At 43.1% G+C, this 1474-nt stretch carries 1 protein-coding gene, 1 tRNA gene, 1 rRNA gene and 1 pseudogene; 3 read left to right on the top strand and 1 reads right to left on the bottom strand.

Going from position 1 to position 1474, the window contains the following annotated elements:
* Positions 1–407: 407 nt before the first annotated feature.
* The 3 genes from rrf to HZY94_RS09105 all read left to right on the top strand — a co-directional run bounded on the left by rrf (position 408) and on the right by HZY94_RS09105 (position 1328).
* A 5S ribosomal RNA gene (rrf, locus tag HZY94_RS09115) occupies positions 408–523 on the top strand.
* A 9-nt stretch (positions 524–532) separates the two neighbouring features.
* Positions 533–606, top strand: a tRNA-Asn gene (locus tag HZY94_RS09110).
* Between the two features lie 134 nt (positions 607–740).
* Complete coding sequence (locus HZY94_RS09105) at positions 741–1328, top strand: TcaA second domain-containing protein (protein WP_179925882.1); 588 nt, start codon at positions 741–743, stop codon at positions 1326–1328.
* A 14-nt stretch (positions 1329–1342) separates the two neighbouring features.
* Here the strand turns inward: HZY94_RS09105 and HZY94_RS09100 are convergent.
* Positions 1343–1474 (bottom strand): annotated as a pseudogene (locus HZY94_RS09100) (IS30 family transposase); the annotation flags it as partial.

The following is a 1474-nucleotide window of genomic DNA, read 5'->3' as shown; positions in this document are numbered from 1 at the left end:
GAGATGATCAGGTAGATAGGTTAGGAGTGGAAGTTGTGTGAGCAATGTAGCGGACTAATACTAATAGCTCGAAGACTTATCCGAAGTCGTAAGACGACACTTATGTGTAAGTTTTGGTTCTTGTAAGATTTGAATAGGTATTCAATTTTGAGTGTTCTTGAATACTCAACAGAATATAGAAGTCGAATACAGCCTCACTTCTTTGGAAAAAAGATAATTCTTCCTAGTGTCTTAGGACACTGCGTCAAAATTCCTATTTTTCCTTAAGAAGTGCAAGCAAGCTTGACGGCTTTAATATCCTAAATTTTAAAGATTTTTTCGGGAGGACGAGGAATCGATTGGCCATTAATCTAGGGATTATGGAGAAGAAGATGACAAAGTCATCGTGGAAAAAGCTTAAAATAGAGTTAAGTGACGATAGCCTAGGAGATACACCTGTTCCCATGCCGAACACAGAAGTTAAGACCTAGAACGCCGGAAGTAGTTGGGGGTTGCCCCCTGTGAGATATGGTAGTCGCTTAGCTTTTCTTTATCCGCCATAGCTCAGTTGGTAGTAGCGCATGACTGTTAATCATGATGTCGTAGGTTCGAGTCCTACTGGCGGAGTTCTTGCCCCTTAGGGGCTTTTTTTCTTGCTCGATTTTGAGTCCTAAGAGGGGCTCTTTTTTGACACTTGTTTTGGTACCATCTATAATAGTAGATAAGAAGAGTTTTAGAAATTATAGAATCGAGGTGAGAATATGAAACAATTAGGAAGTAGGAGATCGGCTTTGGGTCGTAAAAAGAAGGCGGGCTTAACGGCGGTGGCTCTACTGACTCTAGCTTTGGGGATAGGTATTTATGCGGTTCAGGGAGCAGGGCCTGATGCGGCAATTCGCAGTTTTAGTCAGGCTGTTAAAGCTCAGGACTATGAGCGGGTGGCAAGCCTCTTATCGACCCCAACTAGCAAGTGGTCTGCAAGAGATGCCCAGGGCTTTGTAGGTTATTTGGCCGATCATGGTCTGCAAGTGGATGAGGTACTGGAGCAGCTCAAACAGCAGAAGGCTGGTGCTAAGGTCTACCAAGATGCCAATGGAAATCAGGTTCTAGGGTTGGTGGAAGATGGAAAGACTCTCTTTTTCTTTGATCATTATCGTGTTTCCTCCTATCCAGTAGCGGTTCAAGTGACTTCAAACTTGGACGGTCTGACCATTGATGGGCAGACCGTGCCTAAGGATAAGGTAACGAATCTGGGGAAAGTGAAGCTGACCAATCAGCCCCTCAGCCTTTTAGCCTCAACCGAATTTGGGCGTTTGGATACCAATCTGCTTTTACCTTTTGAAAGCTAAATTTCAAGTTGAAATTAGCCACCACTAAGAAATTCCTTTGGTGACTTGTAGTCCAAACATTTTTTAGGATAATTGTTTATCCAATTTTCAATAAAAGCGACTTCTTTGGGAGTTGTTTCTTTGGTCCCTTTTGGTAACCACCTGCG

The organism is Streptococcus danieliae (assembly GCF_013415245.1).
GTDB lineage: Bacteria > Bacillota > Bacilli > Lactobacillales > Streptococcaceae > Streptococcus > Streptococcus danieliae_A.
Note: the sequence above shows the minus strand (reverse complement) of the source record. Positions and strands in the feature narration are given on the sequence as shown.